Genomic DNA, 21,840 nt, shown 5'->3' on the forward strand with positions numbered 1-21,840 from the left:
CACGGCTGGATAGTGCGCTGCAAATAAAAATCGGTGTCTCAGCAATGACTTAACCGACTTTTCACGCAGGCCGCCCGGTTTGGGCGGCCCGACCATGCAGTTCAATTAGACGATGTACTGCTTCAGCGGCGGGAAGCCGTTGAATTCCACCGAGCTGTAGCTGGTGGTGTAGGCGCCGGTGGAGAACCAGTACAGCCGGTCGCCGATATCCAGCGACAGCGGCAGCGTGTACTTATGGTTCTCGTACATGATGTCCATGCTGTCGCAGGTCGGCCCGGCCAGGATCACTTCCTCCTCTTCGCCGTCGCGTTCGGCGTAGACCGGGTACTTGATCGCCTCGTCCAGGGTTTCGATCAGGCCGCTGAACTTGCCGACATCGGTGTACACCCAGCGTTCCAGCGCAGTGCTGGACTTGCGCGACACCAGCACCACCTCGGAGACGATCACACCGGCATCGCCGACCAGCGAACGGCCCGGCTCCAGGATGATGCGCGGCACATCTTCCTCAGCGAAATCCTCCTGCAGGAAGCGGGTGATCGCTTCGCAGTAGGTGTGGAATTCGTTGGTCTTCTGGATGTAGTTGGCCGGGAAGCCGCCGCCCATGTTGATCATCTTCAGCTGGATATCGTGCTCGGCCAGCAGCCGCTCGAACACCACCTTCACCTTGGCGATGGCGCCATCCCAGACATCGATATCGCGCTGCTGCGAGCCGACGTGGAAGGAGATGCCGTAGGGTTCCAGACCCAGTTCCTTGGCCAGCGCCGCCAGCTCGATCGCCATCTCCGGGTTGCAGCCGAACTTACGCGACAGCGGCCAGTCGGCGCCCTCGGAGCCTTCGGTCAGGATGCGGATATAGATCCGTGCACCCGGCGCGAACTCGGCGATATTGCGCAGGTCCGCTTCCGAATCGGTGGCGAACAGGTCGATGCCATGCTTATGGAAGTAGGCGATATCACTGCGCTTCTTGATGGTGTTGCCATAGCTGATGCGATGCGGCTCGACACCAAATTTCAACACCTTGTCCAGTTCATAGGTCGAGGCGATATCGAAGTTGGAGCCCAGCCCGGCCAGCAGTTCGATCACCGCATCATCCGGGTTTGCCTTGACGGCATAGAAGATCGACGCGTAGTCAAACCCCTGCTGCAATTCCAGATACTTCTCACGGATGATTCCCAGATCTGTGAGCAGGAACGGCGGCTGAAGTTTATCTGCGGCAGCTTTGAAACGCTGCCATTGAGCTGAACTGATATGTTCGGGAAGTTGCATCAATCGTGGTGCCTACTGAATTTTACAAGAGGGTGAATAATCTGCTGTAGCATCCGGCAACCTGCCGTCATGCCCCGGGCAACCGCGCGAAGTATAGAAGAACTGCAACGCCACGCAATAGGCGCACAACAGGATTTTTATTCATGTCTCAAAAACAAAAAAGCGTGTCGAAATCGGCACGCTTCATGTTTTGCACAGACAGCTACCGCGCGGCTTTCAGGAAGATTCGCAGACCCGCACCAACAGCGTCATGCCATCGGTGTCGACCACCTCGACCAGAGTCCCGGCTTGCAATGACTGATCGGCCCGAATCCGCCAGAAGGTATCGCCGATCTGCACCTGCCCCTGACCGCCGCTCAGATCCTGCTCCAGCGCCACCCGGCGGCCGATCATGCTGCGGGCGCGGGCGTTCAGCAGCGGCACGTCGCTCTGCTGGTTGAAACGGCGAAACAGCGACCAGTAGGCCAGCGTAAACAGCACCCCGGCCACGGCAAACACTAGTACCTGGTGGTGCCAGTCGCTGATCCATTCCATGCCGGTGGCCAACGCGGTCAGCAATGCCGCCACCGCCAGACCCAGCAGAAAACCGGCGGCACCGACCAGTTCCAGGATCAACAGCAGGATGCCGAGGATCAGCCAGTGCCAATGGCCAGTTCAGCCCACCACTCCATCAGCTGGGCTTCCCGGTTTGCGCCGCTTTGATCAGCTCGCTGATGCCGGCCACCGACCCGATCAGGTTGCCGGCTTCCAGCGGCATCATGATCAACCGGCTGTTGTCGGCCGAGGCGATCTGCTGCAACGCGTCTGTGTAACGCTGCGCGACGAAGTAGTTGATCGCCTGCGGATCGCCCTGAGCGATCGCTTCGGACACCATCCGGGTGGCACGCGCTTCCGCCTCGGCGGCACGTTCGCGTGCCTCCGCCTCGCGGAACGCCGCTTCCTTGTCGCCTTCTGCCCGCAGGATGGCCGCCTGCTTGTCACCCTCGGCCACCGCGATTGCCGCCTGGCGTTCACCTTCGGCGTTAAGGATCGCGGCGCGCTTGTTACGTTCGGCTTTCATCTGGTTGGCCATCGCATCGACCAGGTCCTGCGGCGGCGAGATATCGCGGATCTCCACCCGGGTCACCTTGACACCCCAGGGGTTGGTGGCCTCGTCGACCTTGGTCAGCAACTGATGGTTGATTGCGTCGCGGTTGGACAGCATCTGGTCCAGCTCCATGGAGCCGAGCACCGCACGGATATTGGTCATCACCAGGTTCTGCATCGCCCGGTGCAGGTTGGCCACCTCGTAGCTGGCCTGGGCGGCGTTCAGCACCTGGTAGAAGCAGACCGCATCGGTGGTCACCTGCGCGTTGTCCGAACTGATCACCTCCTGCGGCGGCACATCCAGCACCTGTTCCATCATGTTCTGGCGATTGCCGATCATCTCGACAAACGGAATCACCATATGCAATCCCGGCGATAGCGTACGCGTATAGCGGCCGAACCGTTCGACGGTCCAGCCATAGCCCTGCGGCACCATTTTGACCGACAGAAACACCAGCACCACTGCCAGCAGCAGCACCAGCAACACGGTAATATCGAAGCCCATAATCGACATGCAGTACTCCTTTACGCAACTCGTGAACGACTTTGCCACCCTTTGATGGCCACGTATCTGACAGTAGCACAGCCATCGGCTTACCGTATGACTCCCGTCTGCTGCCAAACAGTATCCACCGCCTGATTGTCTATAGTTGTCAGCAGTGGTCAGCGGGAGGTGGAAATGCGGACTTTAAGCGGACTGATCCTTTCGATCAGCTTGGCCCTGACAGGCTGCTACAACTATCAGCAGTGGCTGACCAAACCCGCCCCGGAGACCAGCGGGCGGCCGGCCGAGCACGTCAATAGTGACAACATTCACTACCGGCTAGGTCTGCGCTACATCAATAAAGGGGAGTATGCCAAGGCCCTGCCGGCACTGACCCGGGCGGCGGAAGCCGGCCACCAGGATGCGCAATATCTGCTGGGCGAACTCCATGCCTCCGGTCTCATCGGTCCTGCCGATCTGGACCTTGCTCGCACATGGTGGCTGCGCGCCGCCCATCAGGGCAGCCCGCGAGCCCTGCAAGCACTGGGCGATATGTATCTGAACGGACGGGGGACTGCGGTGGAAACCGCCTGGGCACTGCGCTGGTATACCCAGGCGGCCTTGCAGGGCCATGCGCCGGCCCAGTACTCGCTTGGCGTGGCACATGCCCGTGGTATGGGGGTTATGCAGGATTCGGATGACAGCGTCTTCTGGCTGCACTTGGCCGAACGTAGAGGCGCAAAGGAAGCCACGCCGCTGCTGCAGCGGATCAACGCACAATTGGATCAGCAGACGCGTGCTGACATCAACGCCCGCGCCTCAGCCTGGCGACCGCTTCCCCCTCAGCGCGCGGGCCGACGTGCCCGGCTACGCTTCGTTCAGTTCAGCCTGAACAGGCTCGGTTACCCGGCCGGACCGGTCGATGGCCTGAGCGGTCCGCAAACCCGCCAGGCAATCCTCGCGTACCAGGCCGCCGAGCAGGGACTGCCGTCAGATGGCCGACTCTCCGACGCGTTGCTCGTCAGCCTGCGCCGACGGCTGGGCGATTAAGGCAGTAGAATTGCAAAACTGCCGCTCAGTCGTTCAGCTGCTGTACCCGCTCAGCCACGGCGTTGTCACTGTCGATGCCCAGCAGCTCGTTGACCGCCTGCGTCATCCGGTCATCGGCCACCTGATCGTCGTTATTGGCCGCCTGCAGCGAACTGATCGCCACCTCCGCCAGGGTATCGATATCGCTCTGGTCGAGTGCATCCTCGCCCGGCGGCTGGCGACCGACGATCTCCGACAGCTCCGCCCGAATGGCGTGCTGGTCAGGCTTGTTCAGCGCCGGGTCCTCCAACTGGGCCAGCAACTCGGCGATGCGCTCGGCATCATCATCCGACAGGCTGGTCGCCAGCACCGCCTTCTCGTAGGTGGCGATCAAGCCGACCCGCGAGTGTGGCGCGGCATGAGCGCGGGCATTGGCCGACGCATGGGCCGCATTCAGGCTGCCGTGCAGCTTGGCGGATCGGTCCTTGTGATGCCCATGATGATGCTCATGCGCATCGGCCGACGCCCGGCCGTGCCGACCGTTGGCCTTGCCTCCGGCAGCCCCCGCGTGGCCGAAACCATCGCCTCGCGCCCCTTTGTCGGCGCCACGGCCATTACCGTGACCGCCGCCATGCTCTCCGCCACGGCCTCCACCGTTGTCACCGCCATTACCGCCGCCATTACCGCCGCCATTGCCGCCGCCGTTACCACCGCCATTACCGCCCTCGCCCCCTTTGGCATGGGCTGCCGCGCCAAGGTCGATAGCGGCTAGCGAGCCGACAACCGCCGGCGTCAGCAACAGTGCACCGGCCAGCAACAGCAGGCACGGCCTGAATGGAGTTGATACGGGCTTGATCATTTTAAGCTCCTTCCAACGCAACCCTATACCTGTTCAAGTCTATCCGGCAGGCGGCGGGCAGTTGGAAGGATCTTGCCTGCGGATTAGCAATATCTTGCCAATCGAGCAGTGAAGCGGCTCAGCCGGTCAGCTGATCCAGATAGAATGCCCCCTCACCCACCAGCCGGGCACTGCCGCTGACTTCGACCGCGCTTACCGCGCCCTGCCGTTTGCTGAAATCCAGCTGCAGCTGGCCGGGCCGCCGTTTTTTTCACTAAACATATGTATCTAAAAAACCACCATCGCTACAATGCAAGCTTCACAGAAAATTTAATTAATCCGTATCCACAAGATCATTTCCCATATCAACAATGATTCTTGCCATTTCTCGGGACAGGTTCATCAACAAAAGACCAAAATCCAGTGGCATTTCACAGTGTAAGCTATAAAAAAGTTCATTAGATATTTCCAGCACATAACTATCACTGGTCGCAACTGCTTTACCGTTACGACTCAATAGCGCAATCATGGTTACAAAGCCTATTTGCTCACCGAAGCTGTAATCATGCAAACTTACCCAATGTTCGGCTCGCTGCTTGCAGAACGACAAAGTACCTTTGAGCACAACAAAAAAGGAGTCTCCGCGACTACCAATATCAAATAAAGCCTCTTCGTTTCTTAATTCGTAAATCCGTCCCTTTTCCAATAGCCGTATGATTGCTTGCTCAGACAAAGCGCCGAAGGTAGAGCCCCCCTTAAAGTAGTCTATTCCAAACTCGTTTAATAATTTACCACCATCTACTTCCCGCATTGCTGCCCCCTTAAAAGCCTGTTGCAGACTAGTGAAGGTTTGAACACTATCCAAGTATGGCGCAGAAGTCGTGAAAGTACCGCTTATCATGCAGGTTTGCTGACAGTGTAGAGCTTGAGAGTCGGGCCTGGGCCTGGGCCTGGGCCTGGGCCTGAAGAAAGATAACATTAGAGAGTTCTTGGGTAACCCTCCCAACGGAGAAGTCTACGTTTATGTAACATTGCTCTGCCATCCAATATCATCCTTCGGCCAAGCCACACCAAGTAGATAGAAGCTAAACGAAAGCAAAAGCGTTGAATAACGCTACAACTCCTCTGTCTTGAATGCCATTTTGTCAAGTTGAAAATCTTTAACCGCCACATTTAAGCTATTTGCCAAACTAGCTATATGATCAGATTGCCTTACCAACTGTTCCACTCGCTCACTACCACCTTTGGCGATGTCGCTGATTGACAGAACATTCTTGCTGATACTTTCCGACACCTTATTTTGTTGCTGGGTTGCCGTCGCAACCTGAGCATTCATATCGCTGATGGCGGAGATCGCTCTGGTAATATTAAACAACGCTTCATCTGCATTATTGGAATGTGTCACGCCTTCTTTTGATCTAGCATAGCTTTTCTTGGCTTCTACAGAAACTTTCTCACTACTAGCCTGCAACTGATCGACCATTGCGCTGATTTCATTAAGGGATAATTGTGTCTGAATAGCAAGAGAGCGAACTTCATCAGCAACCACCGAAAACCCCCTGCCTGACTCCCCTGCGCGTGCGGCCTCAATAGCGGCATTAAGCGCCAAAAGATTAGTTTTCTCGGCTATACCATTTATTACATCCATAATGGTACCTATTTTCTCGGCGGATACCTCCACCTCGCCAATTAGATTCGTTATATTCTCCATATCACTTGCGACATCAGAAACAGCTTCTATACCCTTTTTTATGACCAGCCGCCCCTGCTCTGTCTCGTGACTTGCTTGAATAGTTTCCTTGGCAGCAGTAACCGCACTATTGGAAACCTCTTGACTGGAGGCGGCCATTTCTATCGCTGCTGCAGACATCTGGTCAATATCCACACGTTGTTGATGGATACCCTCTGCGGATCGGCTGCTATTACTCCTTAAATTACTCGCGGCCTCATGTAAATTCTGGGAGACGCTCTCAACTCGATCAATAACAGTGATCATTGAAGAAACAAGCTGACCAAAAGCTTGCCCAAAAGGACTCTTAAGTGAGCCATTCAGTTTATCAATATCAACAGATCTTTTATTTTGCATCAGATTGCTTGCTATGTAACCGATCTCCTCAGCCTGAATGGCATCTCTATTAGCCCCTAACGAAAGATATGTAAGCACAGCAGTCTGAACAATAACGAGTGCAGCGTGTACAAAGACCATTTGATAGCTCGGACTAGGAAACACATAGAACTCAATCCCTTTGCTTTGGATATAATTGCCTCCGAGATGATGGATTGCGATCAAAAGAGCACCAACAACAATAGGCCTCCAGTCTCGATAATAGGAAAGAAGGGCCAACAAAATAAAAAAGCTAAAATGAAGTTCTGTCAAACCATGGGCTTGATGCACCTGGAGCCCTAGAAAAACTACTAAAGAGGCAGTAATACACAAACGCGAAGCCAACGAACCGGGACACTTGTGAACCATCCAGGCAGAACACAATACAGCAGGTACGCCTACAGCTAATGCTGCAAGCCATGTTCGATACCAGAAACCCAGACCAAAGGAGATCGCCAGTAATACCAGCAAAACGGCCAACATCGTGCGATCCGCTCGACAGTGCAACCCGTGTAACGTAAAAGACTGATAACTTCCCATCGCTCCCCCTCTAATCGCCAGAACCAGCATTGGCTATTATAATATTTTAAACATATCATATTATTATGATTTCAACACATAACCTTCCTGGCTAGACTTATCAATCAAATCAACACAGGTTTATACCGCCAGAGACTCCTGCTCACCTTCAAAACACGGCCAGGTTAAGCATGAAGCCCATAAATACACCAAACGTGACTATTAGTGACGTCATATACATAGATATATACCTCACCTTGTATAAAAATAGAGTGCCTTGATAAGCATTAATATTGAGAGTCTAAGGAGCCGTCAGATAACACCCAGCCACCCGCCCGCCTTTACCAGCTCATGCACTAGTTCACGCGACTCTCTCGCTACCACACGCGTTGCCTGAGTCAGTGTGTGTTGAGTGGAAAGGCTCATCACCAATGAGCGATTTAGCTGGCACGGCGAGATACGCTTAACATACAACTGGCCACGCTCGACCTCTTTTTTTACCGACATATAGGGCAAAATAGTAAAACCGATCGATGCCTCAACCAGGTCCTTAATCGCTAGAAAGGAGTCTACCTCAAATTGAATATCTAGTTTTGTATCAACCGACATGGCCACTCTCTCGACCAATACTCTAAGGCCATGCCTGGCACTCGGAAGGATTAGCGGTAAATCGGCTAGTTCAGTAAAATCAAGATCGGCCTCAGGCATATCGAATTGTCGAGCCGAAACCAGGTAAAGAGACTCATCAACCAGCTCTTCGCAGATCATCTGAGAAGTTCTGGAGGTCCTATAAAATAAAGCAAGATCAATACGCCCAGTGGCCAGCCATTCATTAACATCACCACTGAAGGCTTCCACTATTTGAAGAGATACACCCGGATATTTTTCTTTGATACGAAGTACTAAAGGTGCGGAAAGAAACTGACTTTCAGTCGGGGGTAGGCCAATACGAACCTTGCCGGAGACGATACCCTTAAGGCCGCGAATTTCTTCACTTAGGTCATCGATATCCGTAATAATGGCGCGGGCTCTATCAAGAAAAACTCTGCCAGCATCCGTCAGCTCAACCCCCCTGCCGGTGCGAATGAACAGAGCCATCCCAAGCTCTTCCTCCAAGTTTCTTAGTTGGCGACTAATCGCAGGCTGCGCAATCGAAAGCAACACAGCCGCACGCGACATACTTCCTGCTTCCGCTAGCTCAACAAAATACTTCAACTGCCTGAATTCCATCACCAGTCTCCTACATACTCCGGTTTGTTTTTTGAGCTTTAAAATTACATTTTACATATTAAGAAAAAATTTGCTGGTAGGACCTAGAGACAAAATTATTAGATTGAAGAGCCTAATAATACAAATATAGCAGCCTCAATAAGAAAGCCCCATTCCGTTTCATTATAGCTGGTAGAACCAAATCCTCACCACGGCAACGTAACTAGTGCTGTAAGATCGATAGGTGGATTAGCCATCACCGAGAACCTAATAACAGCGGAATAAAGATGCGTCCAAACCCTAGACTTCATTACGAACTATCACACATGCGGGAGCTACCTCCTGCGCCCCGTGGAAAAAGCCTGATTATCCATATCGTCGTTAATATCGAGCATTGGAGATTTGACCGGCCGATTCCGCGCAAACTGCTTACCGCCCCCCACGGAGTAGAAAAGGTTCCAGACGTACCAAATTACTCTTGGGCTGAATACGGGATGCGCGTCGGCATGTCCAGGCTGTTGAATGCTCTACAGGAGCGTGGCATACCGGCCAGCGCCAGCATTAACGCCGGTGTACTCGATGCCTATCCGGCATGTGCCAAAGCCGTGCTAGATGCCGGTTGGGAATTTATCGGGCATGGCTTTCACCAGCAAAGCATGCAGGCAGAAGATGCGGCAGCTGAGCGAGACCTGATTCAGAACTCGATCCGTCACATCGAAGACTTTACCGGCCAAAAGGTCCGCGGCTGGCTGAGCCCCGGACTTAAGGAAAGCTACGACACACCGGATCATCTTACCGCCGCCGGAATCGACTATGTGTGCGACTGGCCGGTGGACGATGCACCTTGCTGGCTCGACACCGTACATAGGCCGTTGCTAGCTATGCCATACAACCTTGAGCTCAACGACAGCGTTATCTACGCCGTGGAAAAGCACAGTTCCTCTGAGATTCTCACCCGGCTCGAGGATACGCTGGACTGCTTTGCATCCGAACTCGAGCAGGGTCGGCCTAAAGTCTTAGGGATTGGCCTACACCCCCACCTGATCGGTGTTGCACATCGTTTCCCGTATTTTGAACGGATGCTGGACCTGCTGCAGTCCCGCGAGGACAGCATTTTCATGACGGGCTCCCAGATATTTGACTGGTTCAACAATCATGAATATTAAGAAAAACATGGTCGAAGACCGAATTCTGAAAGCACTCGACGATCGGGTTTCTCCAAGCCACAGCGCACTGTTGATCATCGATATGCAAAAGGATTTTTGCATAGACGGCTACGCTGCCAGCCAGGCTGGCAGACCGCTCGGCGATGTTCAGCAGATGATTCCCTCCCTGCAGGACACCTTGGAACAAGCACGCTCCAAAGGGGTTCTTGTCTGCCACGTAGGCTTTTTAACGCTGCAAAATCATTTTAGCGACACGGCGCCCTGGCTGAGTCAACGTCGACGCGCTACCTACGCCAATGATCGCATTGCTATGCAGGATTCTGAGGGAGCCGACTTCATTGACGAATTGAAGCCCAGAGAGGACGAAGTCGAGATCCGCAAGCACAGATACAGCGCTTTCAAAGGAACCAATCTCGACATGGTGCTGCGCGCAAACGGTATCAAAACGGTAGTCCCTGTCGGTGTGTCAACCAATGTCTGTGTCGAGAGTACGATTCGTGACGCTTTTGAGCTGGGCTATTACGTCTGCGTTCCCGAAGATCTTTGTGCATCCTGGGACCGCGAACTACATAACGCCACGTTGAAAAATGTGAACGCTCGCTTCGGCTTGGTTTGCAATAAAGAGTCACTCCTTTCCGCCTGGAACCCCTCTTCCCGGTAATTACCAAATCGCAATCGCAGGAATTGATATGAAAACATCCATGCTTACCCTAGAGGCATCAAAATTTGCTGCCGATCTTAAATTCGAAGATATTCCCGACGAAGCGCTACGTATCGCGAGACGCTGCATTATCGATGGCCTGGGTGTTATGTTGGCGGGCTCGGACCAGGAAATTGCCAACGTAACTCGAAAATATATTGATAGCGTTAAAGGTGCCGAACAGTCGCGCTTTGTTGGCGAAAGTAAGCAGCGCGTTTCGGCTCCCCAAGCGGCATTCTGTAACGGCATTGCCGGCCATGCCATGGACTGGGACGACACTCAACTGTCAGAATCCCCGGGCCGTCAGTATGGTCTGCTCACCCATCCGACCATTCCGCCGCTCGCCGCCGCCCTGGCCGTTTCCGACATGCTGGGTAATGTTGACGGCAAGGCGTTCATTACTGCATTTGTCGCCGGCTTTGAGGTGGAGTGCAAGATTGCCGAAGCCATTAATCCTGATCACTACAAGTTTGGCTTCCACACCAGCGGTACCATCGGTACCTTTGGTGCCGCCGTTGCTGCTGCCAAGCTGCTCAACCTGGACGAGACCGGTATTGCGCGCGCGATCGGCGGTGCCGCATCCATGGCTTCCGGTATCCGCGCTAATTTCGGCACCATGGGTAAACCGATGCATGTCGGCCGCGCAGCCGAAAACGGCGTCACCAGCGCACTGTTGAGCCAGTCCGGATTTACCTTCAATGAAGAAGCCCTGGATGGTGCCTGGGGATACCTTTCTGTCGCCGGTCGTGGTGGCAACCCCGAATACGTGGAAGGCCGCTTTGGCAAACCGTTCTCGATTGCGGAACCGGGTGTCAGCATCAAACCTTATCCATGCGGTGTACTGACGCACCCAACGATGGATGCACTGAAATTTTTGGTTGAGGAGAATGATCTGCAGGCCTCCGATATCGAGAAAGTCACACTGCATGCCGCATCCAACATCCTCAACCCGATTCGTTTCAGAGTCGCCAAGACCGAGCTGGAAGGCAAATTCTGCATGGCCTTCCTCCTCTCTGCCATCATCTTGCGCCGTCGTGCTGGCAAACAGGAGTTTACCGATGAGTTCGTTAACTCCGACGAAAGCCAAAGCATGCAGTTGAAAATTGAAACCAGCCTCGACGCCGATATCGAGGCGATGGGCTACGATAGAATCAGGTCCCGAGTGGAGGTGGTGACTAAAAGCGGCCAGGTCTTCGAAAAATGGGCCAACGAAAACTATCGCGGTAGCCCGCATAACCCATTAAGTGACGGTGAACTCGAAGCAAAATTCCTAGATTGCGCCCAAGGGGTTATCGACACCGTCCAAGCAAAAACTATTCTGGATATGGCTTGGGAGCTTGAGCATATCGACAGAATCACGTCGCTAATCGATATCCTCGGTTAACGTAACCATTAAAAATAGAAACCAGGTAACAAATGAGGCCAGAGTATCTGGTCTCATTTTATCACTCAGAATCTCGATAAAAGAGCACAAGCCTTAAAGCCATAATTAACTTGAAAGCCCAACCCATTAAGCTCTACTGACAGATATCGAAATACTGAACATACAAAGCAACCAGATCGCACCGATACCAAACTCAGATTGATAGACTAGCCATAGACCATCTGATCACAAACAAATAAAGCTGCACTTTAAAAGCCACCCCCACATTCGTGTTTCTGTGGTAATACATAAACTACTCAGCCGTAACAGAAAGTGGCTAGATGTATGGATGCTGTTGAACTTCCAAAGAGTGCCTGCTCAACTCTGCAACCCAAACTTTTCGGAGAAAGCTCATGGAATCCGGCGTCTGCTTCCGGTGATCTTTCTGATTATCGGCTCAATCTACGGTGGAGTGGCCTCTACACCAGGCGATTCAGTTATAGGCGTTTTACTCGCACCTATACTATCTGCATTTTAGGGGATGCCTAACTTCGAGCAACGTCCAGGAAGCAATGATGGGAGCGACCAATACGTCCTTGATAATTGCGTTCATAGTCGCAGGGTCCGCCCTTTTAGCAACAGCAATGAAACCTACCAGGATTCCAGTCAAATTGACCAATTGCTTCGAATCACCGCAACTTTTGTCCTACTTACTCGGCGCAGTTCTACCATTTTTGATTATTATCCGAGGCTGCCTTATCGACGGAATCTCTGTCGTAATTCTCACGGCTTCTATCATAATGCCGATGATAGAAAAGGCCGGTATAAACCTGACATGGTTAGCCTTCTACTTCGTTATTGTTGCCGAAATTTCCAAAATAGTTCCCGTTGTAGGATTCAATCTGATCGCCTTACAAGCCCTGACATAAAAAGCCCTGACTCCAACACTCACGTCGGCGCTGCCGTTATTTTTCGCCATCTTACCGGTCATAGCATCAATGACAGCATTTCCAGATATCGAAGCCTGATTTCAAAACTAGATAAGCACGCAGATTATTAGCTATAGCCTTAACCATAACATTCAATACGAGTAGAAAGAGAAGCTATCGCAACCACAACCACAATCAAACACAAAGGAAAATAGCAATGAAACCAAACCACTGTCACAACCTACTATCAAAACGCCGCAGGCCCCTAGTAGATTTGATGAAAGAGGAAGCTCTCACCGCCCTTTTTCAACCTATAATTGACATCCAGAATGGATACATAGTCGGGCATAAAGCTCTGATTCGCGGCCCGGAGAAAAGTGAGTATAGAAGGCTTGACCAGCTATTAAGGTTAGCTCAAGGATTAGAGCTGACCCATGAACTGGAACAGGTAGTTCAAGACCTATGCATTAAACTCTTCCCTAAAGCTAGCCGTGGCGGAAAGATATTCCTAAATATAGGTCCAACCACTATATTGGACATTGCGCAACCCCTTGAAACAATGGCGACTTACCTAAATAAAAATAAACTGTCACTGGATAATATCGTAGTCGAACTATCAGCAAAGCATCCGCTCAACCAGTGCAGCCAAACAGTGAATTTTATCAAACATTACAGAGATGGCGGCGTTCAAATCGCCATCTCCGACTTGGCGGTCGGAGATGCAGGTCTAAAATCTTGGTACGCTTTACAACCGAACTACGTAAAAATCGACAAGTATTTGATACGCGGAGTAGATCTTGACCCGGTAAAACGCAACTTCGTGATGTCTATCATGAATATGGCGCGTAAAACTCAGTCCCAGATCATTGCAGAAGGGATCGAGACAGTAGAGGAATTACGGACACTACAACTGATGGGCATTGATTATGGGCAAGGCTATTTGCTAGGCGACCCAACCGAAAAACCAGTCACGGCTGGCCAGCAACTTCCGATTGCAAGACCACCTAAATTTCAACCAAATCTCATCTGGCCATAAGATTAGCTCAGCAGGTATGTAATTATATACCTGCCGCGCGAACATTATAAAACATTCCTTTATTCAATTACCTCCTCATAAATAAAGCGCTTGGACATCTCATTCCCCGTAGCAATATTTAAAACATCACTCACATATAAAAATCTCAGCCTTGTCACCTTCAACTGTTTTTAAACCACAACGCTTAATTAGTGGCACAATTTTATTTGGCACCAATGGTTTACTGTATAAGTACCCCTGCCCATAGTCACACTTAACTTCCTTTAAAATTTCCTTTACGACAACACTCTCTATACCCTCAGCAACTACGGCCATATTCAAGTTATGACCCAGCTGCACGATGGATTTTACAAGCCGTGCAGCGTGCTCATCATTATCGATACCACTGACAAAAGAGCGATCGATCTTCAAGGTTTGCACAGGTAGATCCTTTAGGTGGCTCAGTGACGATAAGCCGGTGCCGAAATCATCCAATGCAATAGACACCCCTATCTCGTGAAGCTTTGGAAGAATATTCTTAGAATCTTGAAGAACATGCATTGTGGTGTCTTCTGTAACTTCTATTGTTAGATAACGCGCCTCAATTGAGTATTTGTGCAACACCTCCTTTATAAGCTTAACTAACTCAGATCGATACATGGACGGTGAGATATTAACTGAAATTCTCTGTAGCTTTAGCTCCTGCCGTAGCCACAGTCTATTCTGGCGGCACGCCTGGGTGATCACCCACTCTCCCAGCTTCATTGCAAGGCCATACTGTTCCGCAATCTCGATGATTTCCAGTGGAGAAATCGAGCCATACTCAGGATGATACCAACGTAATAGAGCCTCCAATCCATACAAACTTTTACCTTCTATATCGAAGATTGGTTGATATTCGAGCTGCAAGCCCCCTAACTGAATCGCTTTTCGTAAATCAAGCTGCAATTTATGACGCCGTGCCAATTGTGCCGTCATCTCGTACTCAAACACACGCCAGGCGGACTCTGGCCCCTGTTTCTTAGCTTCGTACATCGCCATATCAGCATGGCTAAGCAACTCTTGTGGTTTCTTACTGTGCAGAGGATAGATCGCAGTCCCAAGGCTACCAGCGATAAAGCAAGGGTTTTCATCAACATAAATGACCGTCGCTAGCGTAGCTATCAGCTTATTAGAATAAAGCCGTACATCTTCAAAGTCTTCAATCGAGAACTGCAACACAGCAAACTCATCCCCCCCCAGGCGGGCTACTCTCACATTAGCCATATTCGACAAGCAGCGCAGCCGGTTAGCTACCTCTTTAAGTAACCGGTCACCACTGTGATGGCCCAGGGTATCGTTAATATCTTTAAAGCCATTCAAATCCAATAGATGAAGTGCGAATGGTACATTTTGCCTACAGTACCCATCCAGCCACTGATGCAACTGCGTTCGATTAGGCAAACCTGTAAGTCCATCATGCATAGATTGGTGAAGGTTTTTCCGATTTTGCAACAGCAGCATAGCTAATAAACCAGCACCACTTAACACCAGTCCAAGCAAGCTAAACCCCAACTGGCGCTGTAACATCAAGAGGTGTTTGCTGTTACTGTTAAAAAAATCTCTGTTAAAGTGGTAATTTGACAGCGAAACGTCTTGAATGTTTGACAGATGTGAACTAATGGTTTCTTTAACAGAGTCCATGTTAAAATATCGATCGGATCTTAAATTCTTCAAATCGGTCTCGATCGAACGCAAATCAATAAAAGCTCTGTTAATAACACCCAGGGTCTCCTTGTTTTGACGAAGTTGTTCAGCATCACGCCCCTCAAGCAATACAGAAAAACGGCTCCACAGGATCTCATAGTCGAGCATCAAATTATCGTAATCGACATTGAGGTATGGATATAACGCCAGCTTATATTCAAATTTTTGCCACTCACTCTGCAGCTGATGTAACGACCAGATACTGGACCCTTGATTCTCATCAATTAATGAATAAGCTTTATTAATTTTATAAATACTAAAAAATGCGCTACAGGCAAACACTATCACTATCAGCGTGAGCCAAATAGGCAAATAGCCATTCCGCCGAGTAAGCGAGGCACCTAATTTCATCAACGAACCTCAATATGCGACAGCTGCCAAATCATTTTAAAATTATTATCTGAAGTATTAAGCTCGGGATTTCTATGTAGTGGAAACAACAACCAAAGCGGCCCCTTGTCACGAACCTTCATCACATGTCCATCTTTTTTCCAGGCTAAAATTGGCTGGTACCTATTTACAAAATCGACATCTAGTTCCGTCGTGTAATCATTAAGTGCACGCATATAGAGGCGCTGTCCTCGAGCACCGGCCTCCTCAAGAACAGCGCTGAGTAGCGGACCATGATAAACGTGTGGCTGGTCGCTCCAGGCCGTTTGAAGCTTGAAAGTATCACTTGGCAGGTTGCGAAGTTCCGGCAGATCGAAAGTGGCCCCACCTCCATCACGGGTATGCTGGATGAGGCCACTTACAGTCAATATCGGTTTGTCAGTAGGGGGAGAGAGCGTATCTGCCTCAACAGCCCAGGATACAATAGTTATTAGACAGAACATCAAACAGTTTGGCTTCACAAACCCCTCCTGTACTACGGCCTATGGTCTTTACAAACTACCACCAACCTATATCCATGCCGCAGATTTATCCATAACGCCTCATTCTTTCAGATATACACAGGAAGCCAAACGACCGTTTATTTTTTAGTTCACCACCCCTGAAATGGAAAAACCACCGCAGAACATCCCCTAGCCAGGGGTACTGCAGTGGTTTGTATTCAAGTCTAGGACGCTCAGGCCCTAAAATGGCTTACAAGCTCCCGGAGTGAGTTGGATGTAGTTTGCAGGGAGCGACTGCTATCATTACTTCGATTAGCACCTTCGGCTGTTTCAGCCGCCACTGCAGAAATTGATGACAAGCTACGGTTAATATCTTCTGCTACTGTGCTTTGCTGCTCGGCAGCGCTCGCGACTTGTGTATTCAGATCGGATAACGCGTTCACCGCATCGATAATAGATACAAACTCCATGGCTGCTGACTCGGCAGACTCGACACATTTGGCCGCACTCTCATTACCCTGCATCATTGCGGACACTGCCTGTTTGGCATCATCTTGTAACTTGCCAATCATATCGTAGATATCCTGAGTGGATGACTGCGTACGCAATGAAAGTGATCTAACTTCATCAGCTACCACGGCAAATCCACGACCATACTCCCCCGCACGTGCAGCCTCTATAGCTGCATTCAAGGCCAGGAGATTGGTTTGATCCGCTATGTCGCGAATAACATCGGTGATCGAGTGTATTTCCTGACTACCACTCTCCAGCCGCGTAATTATCGTACTGGCCAGTTGAACCTCTTCTGCCAATTGCGAGATTGTCAAGCGCGCACCCTCGAGTACTTCCTGACCTTGACTCGCCGCTGCCGAGGTTTGTTGTGTCGCGCTTGACGCCTGGTGAGCGTGATCGGCAACGGTCTGTGCCGAAGCACTCATCTCATTGGCCGCGGCAACCAATTGGTCGACCTCACTCTGTTGACGCTGAACGCCGGTGAGGGTTTGGGTTGCGATCACGGTAGAGTCTTCAGCATTCTTATGTAATTCCCAACTGGTACTTGTTACCTGCTGAATGACCGCTTGGGTCTGATCCAGAAACTGATTACAAGCACGCGCCAGTTCGCCAATTTCATCCTTGGCTCTCGCTTCCTGTACGAGCCGAGAGGTGAAATCTCCCTTGGCGACGTTCAGCATGAAACCGGATATTGCTTGGATCGGGCTGGCTATGCGATGTGCGATCATCCACAGTGCGAAGCTACTTACAATCAAGGTCACAGCACCGATCAAAATCGATATTTTGGTCTGAATTGCTTGATCGGCTTCAACCTGGGCATTTAAAGAGTACATCCCCGCCAAGACCAGAGACCTTGGTACGCTTACACGCAGGGCCCAACTTGGCAGATCGTCGGCAACCCTGATCGGAACCATTGCGTGCAAGACAGTACCATCAGGCGATTCACGCAAGTTGAATTCGGAGCGGTGAACCAGCTGCAGTTCGTCACCAGGCTCAGATAGTATATGACGAATATGCGAGCCCAACCCTCGATCAGCACTATGAGCCGCGACGGTCCCCTGGTTGGTGATCAGCATAACTTCTGACTGCCCTTGATAAAGTCGTCCGCTTAGCTCACGCACTACTTTAGTAAGCTGCTCCAGGCTGATATCGACTCCGGCCATACCGACAAATTGTTTATCGATTACAATTGGCGATACGATAGATGTCAGCAGTACCGTCTGGCCGTTTACTTCATAGGGGTAGGGGTTTATTAAACAGTGCTGTTTTGTATCACGAGGGCAGAGATAGTATTCACCAATCCGATCTCCCCCGTTCGGGCGGCTGTTGTTCTCGTAATCAGCCAGTGGGGCCAACGAAAGTTGACCGTTTTTTTCCCGGCTCCAGTACGGAATAAAGCGTCCAGATGCATCATATCCCCGCTCAGCCAGGCCTGCGAAGAGCAGATCCTTACCATCCAAAGCATTCGGTTCCCAAGCGGTGTAGGTGCCTAACAAAGATTTCTGGTGTAGCAGGGATCGTTCGAGAATCCTATTAAATATAAGCCGTAACTCTGACGTCAACAGCTCATTATTGGCGCTATGCACCTTGAGGCTAGAGAAATTTTCAGCCAAGTCTTCAGCAATAGTAAAATTGACATGCAGCATTTCTTCTACTGAGCGAGCAGCAGATTCTAGTTCCGCCTTCAATTGTGCATTAAATAGCGCTATCAATAACTCTTCTGTACTTTGTTGAGAGCGTTGCTGTAACTCGACATTTGCTGTCACACTAAATAGTGTCACCAACACAACTGCAGATAGTGTGGCTATGCCGGTGTACAAGCATATTTTCTTTTTAATAGAATCCATACCAAACTTCCATTGACGATCTAGGAAAATAATTGGCATAACCAATCGCCGACAATACAATCACCCTTATGAAAGCATACAATTCACAACAACCAAATAGAAAAAGCCCACCGATTCAACACCTCAGGTATAAATCACGCCAAACACATCTAAAACAAATCACATATTTGACTTAAATAAATTACAAATTAGGCAATTATTCAAATGCATTAAAAACACTAACCAACTGGTCCACGGTTAAGGTTTTAGATACCAACAAGCAATTACCTATATAAAGAGATGGGATTGTACTGATTGATAGACTGCGCGCTCGATCCAGATCATTCTCCACTGCCTTTTTAACAGCAGATCCCTCAATCAGTCGCTCAAACTCCATTTCATCCAAGCCAATTTTACGAGCAACCTCAACAGCCACCTCATGGTCACCAATATTGAGGTTCTCATGGAGGTGAGCCGTTTGAATTGCATCAAAGAAATCCCAATGACCTTGCTGACCAGCCATAAACTCAGCGGCTTTCGAACCTAATGCCGCTAAGTATCCACTGGGGTATGCGAAAGCTGCTTGTCGCATGCCTTCTATATTAAACCGAATAGGATTTTCAGCATGTTCACGACAAACCTCCCAATGGCTTAGAATTTCATGTTTGGCATTAGGTAATGATCCGAAACGTGCTATCATCTCTTGCTCATTTTTTTGTAATACAAAGGAGCGGTGAATAACCTGGATATTATAATATTCACTCACCTGCCGAAGACGGGGTGATTGAAGATAGCACCAGCCACATACTGCATCATGGAAAAACTCTACTGTTAACACTTTTATACCTATTAGTAGTAAAATAGGTAGCAATTTTGTTGCATATCACCCGATCAGAATAATGATATTTATCGAGGATACCTATCTAAGTTCTTCATCGGAGTTCCTGCAAAGACGATCACGTAAGCAGTTAACAATCGGATCTTCGATGAAATCCGGATGATAACCAGCGAACAAACTCACCTCCCTCACCTGACCATCGATCAAAGGCAGAGCACGTAACCTTCCGCACTTCAAATCTTCCGAAATTGCCCAATACGGTAGCCACGCGAATCCAAGCCCAGCCCTACATGCGTTTACTTGAGCATGAACACTATCGACCGATAGTCGTTGCACACTCCCAAGCCACCCCGAATCGGTTTGGTTGCGGATACCAGAATCAAGTATCACCAGTTGACGATAGCTGGCGAGACTTTCTATCGAAAGCCGGTCCTTCATCGCCAGCTGATGGGCGGGGCTGCAAACGGCAACCAACTCAATCCGCACACAAAAATGACTGATAGTCATTCGAGGTAGTTTACTGGCTATGGCCAGGTTTACCTTTCCCTCTTCAAGCAACTCTGCTGCGCGTGATAAGCTGGTTTCATAGATGCGCAGGTTCAATGCGGGGAACTTTTGCTGGCAGCGTCGAACTACCCGGTGCCTTAGGCTTTCAGGGTAAAGTGTATCCACGGCAATGGCGGCCTCTTGCTGTACAGCTGTAGAATGACTCAGCGCACGTTGTTCCAATGCCACCGACTGACTTACCAACTTTCTCGCCTGTGGTAGTAGAGCGGCACCCAATGGGGTTAATAGCGCTTTACGCCCCTGCAATTCAAATAATTCCTTTCCTAGGCTCTTTTCAATTCTCCGTATACCATGGCTAATGGTAGATTGCGTCTTAAAAAGTGCTTCTCCAGCTTGCGCGAAGCCACCTTCGTCTACCACAGCGACGAACATTCGCCACTGTTCAATACTCACTCTACTCATAAATACTTACCTTTATTCACTGACCACTAGCCAAGGATTGAAAGCACCATCAACTAGAGACAGGATCGCACCAAGCTGGAAGACCTCACCAGCCACAATCCACTAGACAGCATATAATGCCAACCATTTCACACCACCCAATACCTTACCGGCATACCTGCTATGCCAATAAATTCAGCTACTCGACGATAAAATACATCAACAGGGTCATTAAAAATCCTGAAAACCGCATATAGATTGAATTAAAATACCCCGCCAAAAATACTCATACACATGAAAGCAGAACTGATAAACCCATTCTTGTTAGCTATGGATAATGTATTATCGACAATGGCAGGCATGGAATGCACGCCTGGAAAGGCACGCTTAAAAAACACTACAAGCACGAAAGGACAGGTGACCGGGATAATCGGAATGACAGGGAGCCGGGTAAAAGGATCGGTTGCTATTTCATTTACGACGTCTGTGATATTGTCAATAACCGAGCGCATACTTGGAGAGAAACAAAGCACCATAAACTCAACGGTAATCGATATGGTAGGTGAATTAACCAATATGGTTACAGGTGGCGCAAAGAAACAGTTATCAGAGATAGGCTATGAATTTAACATGTCGACACCTGTAATAGTGAGCGCACCCATTCATAAAATTGAACACGCTTCTAACGCTCCCACGATCGTTGTTACGTTCGCAACAGAGTCAGGTAACTTTTTCATCGAAACAAATTTTTCCTCTTAAACAACATATCGAAAGACAACTTCAAGGCAAACATAAACTTTTGATATTTTTAAGAGCCAACACCAAACCACATATTAAACAGCCAAACATCACTAGCACCTGGGATCGGAGCCCTAATGAACAAGGACATTAACATACTGATAGTTGATGACTTTTCAACAATGAGACGAATAATAAAAAAAGCATTAACATCCATAGAATTCAAAAATTTTTTTGAGGCGACCGATGGACTCGAAGCTCTGGACACTTTACAGAGCAAAAACATTGATTTTTTAGTCACTGACTGGAACATGCCAAACATGTCAGGGCTTGAGCTTGTTAAAGAAATACGAGCAAATTCAAGACTAGCAACAATCCCAATCCTGATGGTTACAGCAGAAGCAAAGCGAGAGCAGATTGTTCAAGCAGCAATGGCCGGCGTAAACGGATATATTATAAAGCCATTCTCAGCAATAACACTACAAGAAAAAGTCAAACAGATATTTAAACGAATAGAGCAAAACAATCCTCATCAATAATAAAAAAAGGTCCCTTATACATAAATATAGACCCTGTAAATAATTCTGTGTAACTGCCAAGGTTAAATATAGTCCGCCAAGCGGTCTTCAAATTCGATCATAAAGCGGTTCAGGGCAGCCTTCCAGTTCCTGATGGGCATTGTCCATTTTT

General features: G+C 49.7%; 20 protein-coding genes. 8 read left to right on the plus strand and 12 right to left on the minus strand.

Annotated features, from left to right (window positions below):
• Positions 1-105: 105 nt before the first annotated feature.
• From K6T12_RS10960 to K6T12_RS10970, 3 genes are all read right to left on the minus strand, one after another.
• Positions 106-1,266 (minus strand): type III PLP-dependent enzyme, encoded by a 1,161-nt coding sequence (locus tag K6T12_RS10960; RefSeq protein ID WP_222222387.1) that lies wholly within the window; start codon positions 1,264-1,266, stop codon positions 106-108.
• A 216-nt stretch (positions 1,267-1,482) separates the two neighbouring features.
• Positions 1,483-1,881 (minus strand): NfeD family protein, encoded by a 399-nt coding sequence (locus tag K6T12_RS10965; RefSeq protein ID WP_222222389.1) that lies wholly within the window; start codon positions 1,879-1,881, stop codon positions 1,483-1,485.
• Between the two features lie 55 nt (positions 1,882-1,936).
• Entirely contained in the window at positions 1,937-2,866 is a 930-nt protein-coding gene (locus K6T12_RS10970; RefSeq protein WP_255611671.1) for an SPFH domain-containing protein, read from the minus strand.
• Between the two features lie 165 nt (positions 2,867-3,031).
• Here K6T12_RS10970 and K6T12_RS10975 point away from each other — a divergent pair, with 165 nt between their 5' ends.
• Positions 3,032-3,886, plus strand: a complete 855-nt coding sequence (locus tag K6T12_RS10975; RefSeq protein ID WP_222222391.1) for an SEL1-like repeat protein — start codon at positions 3,032-3,034, stop codon at positions 3,884-3,886.
• Between the two features lie 25 nt (positions 3,887-3,911).
• On the opposite strand, the gene K6T12_RS10980 is transcribed toward K6T12_RS10975, so the two are convergent.
• The 4 genes from K6T12_RS10980 to K6T12_RS10995 all read right to left on the minus strand — a co-directional run bounded on the left by K6T12_RS10980 (position 3,912) and on the right by K6T12_RS10995 (position 8,556).
• A complete protein-coding gene (locus K6T12_RS10980; RefSeq protein WP_222222393.1) occupies positions 3,912-4,724 on the minus strand; it encodes a hypothetical protein in 813 nt (270 codons plus the stop codon).
• 313 nt (positions 4,725-5,037) lie between these two features.
• Positions 5,038-5,604 (minus strand): cyclic nucleotide-binding domain-containing protein, encoded by a 567-nt coding sequence (locus K6T12_RS10985; RefSeq protein ID WP_222222395.1) that lies wholly within the window; start codon positions 5,602-5,604, stop codon positions 5,038-5,040.
• A 213-nt stretch (positions 5,605-5,817) separates the two neighbouring features.
• Positions 5,818-7,290, minus strand: a complete 1,473-nt coding sequence (locus K6T12_RS10990) for a methyl-accepting chemotaxis protein (RefSeq protein ID WP_222222396.1) — start codon at positions 7,288-7,290, stop codon at positions 5,818-5,820.
• A 348-nt stretch (positions 7,291-7,638) separates the two neighbouring features.
• Complete coding sequence (locus tag K6T12_RS10995) at positions 7,639-8,556, minus strand: LysR family transcriptional regulator (RefSeq protein ID WP_222222398.1); 918 nt, start codon at positions 8,554-8,556, stop codon at positions 7,639-7,641.
• Positions 8,557-8,822: 266 nt separating this feature from the next.
• On the opposite strand from K6T12_RS10995, the gene K6T12_RS11000 reads away from it, so the two are divergent.
• The 5 genes from K6T12_RS11000 (at position 8,823) to K6T12_RS11020 (ending at position 13,729) form a co-directional block, all read left to right on the plus strand.
• The gene (locus K6T12_RS11000) at positions 8,823-9,701 is read left to right on the plus strand and encodes a polysaccharide deacetylase family protein (protein WP_222222400.1); all 879 of its coding nucleotides are present in this window, start codon (positions 8,823-8,825) and stop codon (positions 9,699-9,701) included.
• Positions 9,691-10,362: a cysteine hydrolase family protein gene (locus K6T12_RS11005; RefSeq protein ID WP_222222402.1), complete on the plus strand. Its 672-nt coding sequence runs from the start codon at positions 9,691-9,693 to the stop codon at positions 10,360-10,362. Before K6T12_RS11000 ends, K6T12_RS11005 begins: the two co-directional genes overlap by 11 nt.
• A gap of 28 nt (positions 10,363-10,390) precedes the next feature.
• Positions 10,391-11,785, plus strand: a complete 1,395-nt coding sequence (locus K6T12_RS11010; protein WP_222222404.1) for an MmgE/PrpD family protein — start codon at positions 10,391-10,393, stop codon at positions 11,783-11,785.
• A gap of 506 nt (positions 11,786-12,291) precedes the next feature.
• Positions 12,292-12,693: a TRAP transporter large permease subunit gene (locus K6T12_RS21835; RefSeq protein WP_390879082.1), complete on the plus strand. Its 402-nt coding sequence runs from the start codon at positions 12,292-12,294 to the stop codon at positions 12,691-12,693.
• A 217-nt stretch (positions 12,694-12,910) separates the two neighbouring features.
• On the plus strand, positions 12,911-13,729 hold the full coding sequence (locus K6T12_RS11020) for an EAL domain-containing protein (protein WP_222222408.1): 819 nt from the start codon (positions 12,911-12,913) through the stop codon (positions 13,727-13,729).
• Between the two features lie 126 nt (positions 13,730-13,855).
• Here K6T12_RS11020 and K6T12_RS11025 read toward each other — a convergent pair whose 3' ends face one another.
• The 5 genes from K6T12_RS11025 to K6T12_RS11045 form a co-directional block, all read right to left on the minus strand.
• Positions 13,856-15,805, minus strand: a complete 1,950-nt coding sequence (locus K6T12_RS11025; RefSeq protein ID WP_222222410.1) for a putative bifunctional diguanylate cyclase/phosphodiesterase — start codon at positions 15,803-15,805, stop codon at positions 13,856-13,858.
• Positions 15,805-16,305: a hypothetical protein gene (locus tag K6T12_RS11030; protein WP_222222412.1), complete on the minus strand. Its 501-nt coding sequence runs from the start codon at positions 16,303-16,305 to the stop codon at positions 15,805-15,807. Before K6T12_RS11030 ends, K6T12_RS11025 begins: the two co-directional genes overlap by 1 nt.
• Positions 16,306-16,520: 215 nt before the next feature.
• Positions 16,521-18,686 carry a methyl-accepting chemotaxis protein gene (locus K6T12_RS11035; RefSeq protein WP_222222414.1) on the minus strand — a complete coding sequence of 722 codons (2,166 nt, stop codon included), beginning with the start codon at positions 18,684-18,686 and terminating at the stop codon, positions 16,521-16,523.
• Between the two features lie 157 nt (positions 18,687-18,843).
• On the minus strand, positions 18,844-19,464 hold the full coding sequence (locus K6T12_RS11040) for a DsbA family oxidoreductase (RefSeq protein WP_222222416.1): 621 nt from the start codon (positions 19,462-19,464) through the stop codon (positions 18,844-18,846).
• An 81-nt stretch (positions 19,465-19,545) separates the two neighbouring features.
• Positions 19,546-20,424 (minus strand): LysR family transcriptional regulator, encoded by an 879-nt coding sequence (locus K6T12_RS11045; protein WP_222222418.1) that lies wholly within the window; start codon positions 20,422-20,424, stop codon positions 19,546-19,548.
• Between the two features lie 282 nt (positions 20,425-20,706).
• Between K6T12_RS11045 and K6T12_RS11050 the strand changes: the two genes are divergently transcribed.
• Both K6T12_RS11050 and K6T12_RS11055 read left to right on the plus strand, forming a co-directional pair.
• Positions 20,707-21,171, plus strand: coding sequence for a chemotaxis protein CheX (locus K6T12_RS11050; protein ID WP_222222420.1), 465 nt, complete (start codon positions 20,707-20,709; stop codon positions 21,169-21,171).
• Between the two features lie 116 nt (positions 21,172-21,287).
• Positions 21,288-21,689, plus strand: a complete 402-nt coding sequence (locus K6T12_RS11055) for a response regulator (protein WP_222222422.1) — start codon at positions 21,288-21,290, stop codon at positions 21,687-21,689.
• Positions 21,690-21,840: the final 151 nt, after the last annotated feature.

Origin of the sequence: Marinobacterium arenosum (assembly GCF_019795155.1) — a bacterium.
GTDB classification, from domain to species: Bacteria; Pseudomonadota; Gammaproteobacteria; order Pseudomonadales; family Balneatricaceae; genus Marinobacterium_C; species Marinobacterium_C arenosum.